This is a genomic window from uncultured Corynebacterium sp. (assembly GCF_937999985.1).
Classification (GTDB): domain Bacteria; phylum Actinomycetota; class Actinomycetes; order Mycobacteriales; family Mycobacteriaceae; genus Corynebacterium.
The window spans coordinates 1-5,112 of the sequence record NZ_CALLDG010000170.1 but is presented as its reverse complement, the minus strand read 5'-3'; the positions used below and the strand labels follow the sequence as shown (position 1 = coordinate 5,112).

The window sequence follows — 5,112 nt, the reverse complement described above, 5'->3', positions numbered from 1 at the left end:
CTCAAGAGGCCAAGTGGGCACGCTTGGAGTTGCCAGACTTCGAGTTCGTGCCGATGATGGCGCTGAACATTTACGACAAGCAGCTGATCGCCCAGCGTGTAGAGGACTTCCGCCAGCTGGAGGACCGCTACATGCCTTTCGATGACTAGCGTTTCCTACCGCCCCGAACCCGGCAGCATCCCCACCGACCCGGGGGTTTATACCTTTCGGGACGCCCACGAGCGCGTCATTTATGTCGGCAAGGCCAAGAACCTACGCGCCCGGCTGTCCAACTATTTCCAGGATCTCGACCAGCTGCACCCGCGCACCCGCGCGATGGTGCAGTCCGCCAACCACGTGCAGTGGACGGTGGTTTCCAGCGAGCTTGAAGCCCTGAACCTGGAGTACACCTGGATCAAGCGCTTTAACCCCCGGTTCAACGTGATGTACCGGGACGATAAGACCTAACCCATGCTGGCGATCAGTGTGAAGGAGCAGATCCCGCGCGCATTCATGTACCGCGGGCCCCGGCGCAAGGGCGTGCGCTACTTCGGCCCATACCCCAAGGCATGGGCTATCCGGGAGACCCTCGAGTCGCTGACGCGCGTGTTTCCGATCAGAACCTGCTCGGCCGGGGTGTATAGGCGTCACGAAGCATTGGGAAGACCCTGCCTACTGGGCTACATCGATCGCTGCAGCGCCCCGTGCGTAGGCAAGATCACCCCGGAGGGTCACCGTGCTCTGGTGGACCAGTTCTCCAGCTTCCTGGCGGGGAACACGGAACCCGTGCTGCGCAGGGTGCGCAAGGAGATGGAGCAGGCCAGCGAAAACCTGGACTTTGAACGCGCCGCGTCCTTACGCGACCAGCTGCAGGCCATGCAGAAATCCATGGAGCGGCAGGCGGTGGTGTTCTCCGACAACACGGATGCCGACCTGATCGCTTTCGTGGCGGACGAGCTGGAGGCCGCAGTTCAGATTTTCCACGTCCGCGGCGGCCGCATTCACGGCCAGCGCGGCTGGGTGGTCGAGCGCGAGGACTTGAGCGAGGAGAAGCTGGTCGCGGACTTCATCACCCAGTTCTATGGCGAGACGGCGGAGCTGGCGAAGGCGACGGAGACCCAGGTGGGAGGCGCCTCCGGCCCGGAGGTGGACCGTGACCTGGCGCGCGCCATCAACCCGGCTGCCGCACAGGATCTGGGAGACCTGGTGGGCGACGTGCAGGTCACGCCCGTGCCCCGCGAGATCCTGGTTCACGCGATGCCGGAGGATTCCGACGACCTGGCAGCGTGGCTGACGAGCCTCCGCGGCTCCAACGTGCAGATCCGTGTGCCGCAGCGCGGCGACAAGAAGACGCTTATGACCACCGCGGAGACCAATGCCACCCAGGCGCTGGCACAGCACAAGCTGAAGCGTGCGGGAGACATCACAGCCCGCTCGGCGGCGCTTAAGGAGCTGCAGGAGGCGCTGTGGATGGACGAATCCCCGCTGCGCATCGAGTGCACCGACATCTCGCACATCCAGGGCACAGACGTGGTGGCCAGTCTGGTGGTCTTCGAGGACGGCCTGCCGAAGAAGTCCGATTACCGCCGGTACAAGATCCGCGACGCGGCGGGAGATGGGCACTCCGACGACGTCGCCAGCATCGCGGAGGTCGTGCGCCGCCGCTTCAAGCGCTATCAGCAGGATAAGTCCGCGGTGCCCGCGGGCGACGATGCTGGCGATCTGCTGGAAGGCGAGACGGAGCTGGAAGACAGCGCCCCGGAAGGCACGGACCCAACAGTCGAGAAGCGCAAGTTCGCCTACCCGCCGCAGCTATTCATCGTGGACGGCGGCCTGCCGCAGGTAAACGCCGCCCAGGAGGTGCTCGACGAGTTAGGCGTGAACGACGTCACCCTGGTGGGCATCGCCAAGCGCCTGGAGGAAATCTGGGTGCCGGGGGAGGAGTATCCGATCATCGTGCCCCGCAACTCTCCCGCGCTGTATCTGGTGCAGAATCTGCGCGACGAGGCGCACCGATTCGCCATCACTTTCCACCGCCAGCAGCGCAGCGCGCGCATGCGCCGAAGCAAACTGGACGACATTCCGGGGCTGGGGCCGAAGCGCCGCAAGCAGCTGGTCAAAGAGTTTGGCTCGGTGGCGAGGGTCAAGGAAGCCAGCGTGGAGGACATTGCCGCGCTGCCGGGCTTTGGCCCCAAGTTGGCGCAACTCATTCACGACGCGCTGAATGCTGGGTAGGATCGGGGACATGAGCGCATCAACGCAGCAAGAGCCCAGTTTGATCCTTATTACGGGCATGTCTGGGGCCGGGCGCCGAACCACCGCCGCGGCCCTGGAGGAGCTCGGGTGGTACGTCGCAGACAACCTTCCGCCCGAGCTCATCGTGCGCATGGTCGAGCTCAGTTTCTCTGAGGATTCGCCGATCGAGAAGCTGGCCATCGTCACCGACGTTCGCTCCCGAGACTTCGCCGGCAACCTCACCAGCGTGCTGCACGACCTGCACACCGGGGGTCGGCGCCCGACGGTGCTGTACCTGGATGCCACCGACGAGGCGCTGATCGCCCGCTTCGACGCGGTCCGCCGCACCCACCCGCTGCAACAGAAAGGCACGTTGCAGGACGGCATCGACCGCGAGCGCGAGATGCTGACCAGCATCCGCGAGCGCGCTGACATTGTGTTGGACACGACTAACCGCAGCATCCACGATCTGCGCCGCGAACTGGAGAAGTTCTTCGCCGCCGCCGACCACTCGAGTGTGCGCATCAACGTCCAGAGCTTCGGCTTCAAGCACGGTCCGCCGAAGGACATCGACATGTTGCTGGATGCTCGCTTTTTGCCGAACCCTTATTGGGATCCGGAGCTGCGGCCCTTTAGAGGTATTGACGCCCCCGTCTCCGACTTTGTGCTGTCTCAGCCAGGCGCGGAAGAGTTCCTTGACCACGTCGTCGGGCTCATCCATTCTGTGCTGCCGGGCTACCGCAAAGAGGGCAAGTTCTTCGTCTCCGTGGCCATCGGCTGCACGGGTGGCCACCACCGCAGCGTGGCAATTGTCGAGGAGCTGACCCGCCGCCTGGCCGACGACGGCGTGCTGGTGAACCTGTCCCACCGGGACCTGGAACGATAGGAAAGGGGCCGGAGACCAACCATGAGTACTTCCGAGAAGCCCGGCAAACCGATTGCGAATATCGCCTGCCTCGGCGGCGGGCACGGGCTGTTCAACACGCTGCGTTCGGCGCGCACCATCGCCGACTACGTTTCCGCCATCGTGACAGTTGCCGACGACGGCGGCTCTTCCGGCCGCATCCGCCGCGAGCTGGGCTCACTTCCGCCGGGCGATCTGCGCATGGCGCTGGCGGCTTTGACCAGGGACAACGAGCGCGGTCGCATGTGGGAGGAAGTCCTCCAGCACCGCTTCGGCGGCTCCGGCGCGCTGAAGGGCCACGCGCTCGGCAACTTCCTGATCACCGGCGTGGCGCAGGTGATGGGCAGCGAAATGGACGCACTCGACGAGATCGGTCGCCTACTGGGCATCGAGGGGCGGGTGATCCCTATGAGTAACGAGCCGCTGGACCTCGAGGCAGAAGTGCTGGGACTGGAAGAGGATCCCCGCGAGGTCGTGGCCGTCCGCGGCCAGGTGGCCGTTGCCTCCACCCTTGGCGAGGTGCGACGCGTCAAGCTGTACCCGGAAGCCCCTCCGGCATCGAAGGAAGCCGTGGAGGCCATTTTGAACGCCGACCTGGTTTCAATGGGGCCGGGCTCCTGGTTCTCGAGCGTCATCCCGCACCTGCTCGTGCCGGAGATCGTGGACGCGCTGAACCAGACTAACGCCGTCAAGGCGCTGGTGCTCAACCTGGTTCCGGAGCCAGGGGAAACCGCCGGCATGTCTCTGGAGCACCACATCCACATGGTGCGGCAGCACTGCCCGAGCCTGCAGATTGACGTTGTCATCGTCGATCTGTCAACGATGCCGGTGGCCAGTACTCGGCGTCATATCGATAGAGCCGCAGCGGCACTCGGCGCCAAAGTCATCTACCGCGACGTGCGGGAGGACGACAACCGGGGGCGCTGGACCGACCGACACAACCCGCAGAAGCTGGCGGCCGTGTTGCAGGAGGTATCCGGGGGCGTGAAGGACCTGCCCGAGCGGGAATAGTTTTCCCGGCTATAATCAGATGCTTTGAGCACTGATTGCATACGACCAATCGGGACAAGAGACACCAAAGAAACAAAAGAGTCAAAAGAAGGGAAGCCCGTGGCACTGACGGCCGATGTGAAGGCAGAGCTAAACCGAGTTCTGGTGACCCGCCACGACGAGATGACCGCCGAGGTCGCCAGCCTGCTGCGCTACACGGCCGCCCTGCACCTGGTGGGCAAGAAGATCGTGGTGGAATCAGAGGTCGACTCGGCAGAGACCGCCCGGCGCCTGACCGACATGGTCGAGCAGCTGTACAAGATCGAGCCGGAGCACCAGATCATCGGCGCGGGTAACCTGCGCCGCCGCCCGCGCCACGTTCTGCGCTGGACCCAAGGCGGCATGGAGTTGGCCCGCCGCACCGAACTGATTGACCGGGTGGGGCGCCCGGTTCGCGGCCTGCCGCGCTTCATCATCGGCGGCACCAAGGAACAGTGCGTGGCGGCCTGGCGTGGCGCCTTCCTGGCCCACGGCTACATCACCGACCCGGGGCGCTCCTCGGCGCTGGAGGTAAAGACGCCCTCCAACGAAGCCGCACTGGCGCTGGTGGGAACCGCCCGCCGCATCGACGTGACGGCCAAGACGAAGGAGGCCCGGGGAGTTAACCGCGTGGTCATCCGCGACGGCGATTCGATCGGGCGGCTGCTGATGCTCATGGGCGCCAAGGAGACCCGCGAGGTCTGGGAGAAGCAACGCCGCACCCGCGAGAACCGGGCGAAGGCCAACCGGCTGGCCAACTTCGACGATGCCAACCTGCGCCGCAGCGCGCGAGCCGCCGTGGCCGCCGCAGCCCGCGTAGAGCGCGCCCTGGAGATCCTGGAGAACGACGTGCCCCAGCACCTGGCCCAGGCCGGCCAGCTGCGCGTGGAGCACAAGGAGGCTTCCTTGGAGGAACTCGGCCGCCTGGCGGAACCGCCGATGACGAAGGACGCGGTGGCGGGCCG

At 65.3% G+C, this 5,112-nt stretch carries 4 protein-coding genes and 1 pseudogene; all 5 read left to right on the top strand.

Annotated elements, in window-relative coordinates; genetic code table 11:
- Positions 1-149, top strand: a 149-nt coding sequence (locus Q0331_RS08085) for a PH domain-containing protein (protein WP_298075873.1), incomplete at its 5' end; no start/stop codon positions are given.
- Positions 142-2,214 (top strand): annotated as a pseudogene (gene uvrC, locus Q0331_RS08080) (excinuclease ABC subunit UvrC). The gene Q0331_RS08085 and the pseudogene uvrC, both read left to right, overlap by 8 nt.
- A gap of 10 nt (positions 2,215-2,224) precedes the next feature.
- Positions 2,225-3,100, top strand: a complete 876-nt coding sequence (rapZ, locus tag Q0331_RS08075) for an RNase adapter RapZ (protein ID WP_298075872.1) — start codon at positions 2,225-2,227, stop codon at positions 3,098-3,100.
- Positions 3,101-3,121: 21 nt separating this feature from the next.
- Positions 3,122-4,129 carry a uridine diphosphate-N-acetylglucosamine-binding protein YvcK gene (yvcK, locus tag Q0331_RS08070; protein ID WP_298075871.1) on the top strand — a complete coding sequence of 336 codons (1,008 nt, stop codon included), beginning with the start codon at positions 3,122-3,124 and terminating at the stop codon, positions 4,127-4,129.
- 99 nt (positions 4,130-4,228) lie between these two features.
- Positions 4,229-5,112 (top strand): DNA-binding protein WhiA (gene whiA, locus Q0331_RS08065; protein WP_298075870.1); only part of this gene is annotated, 884 nt, incomplete at its 3' end.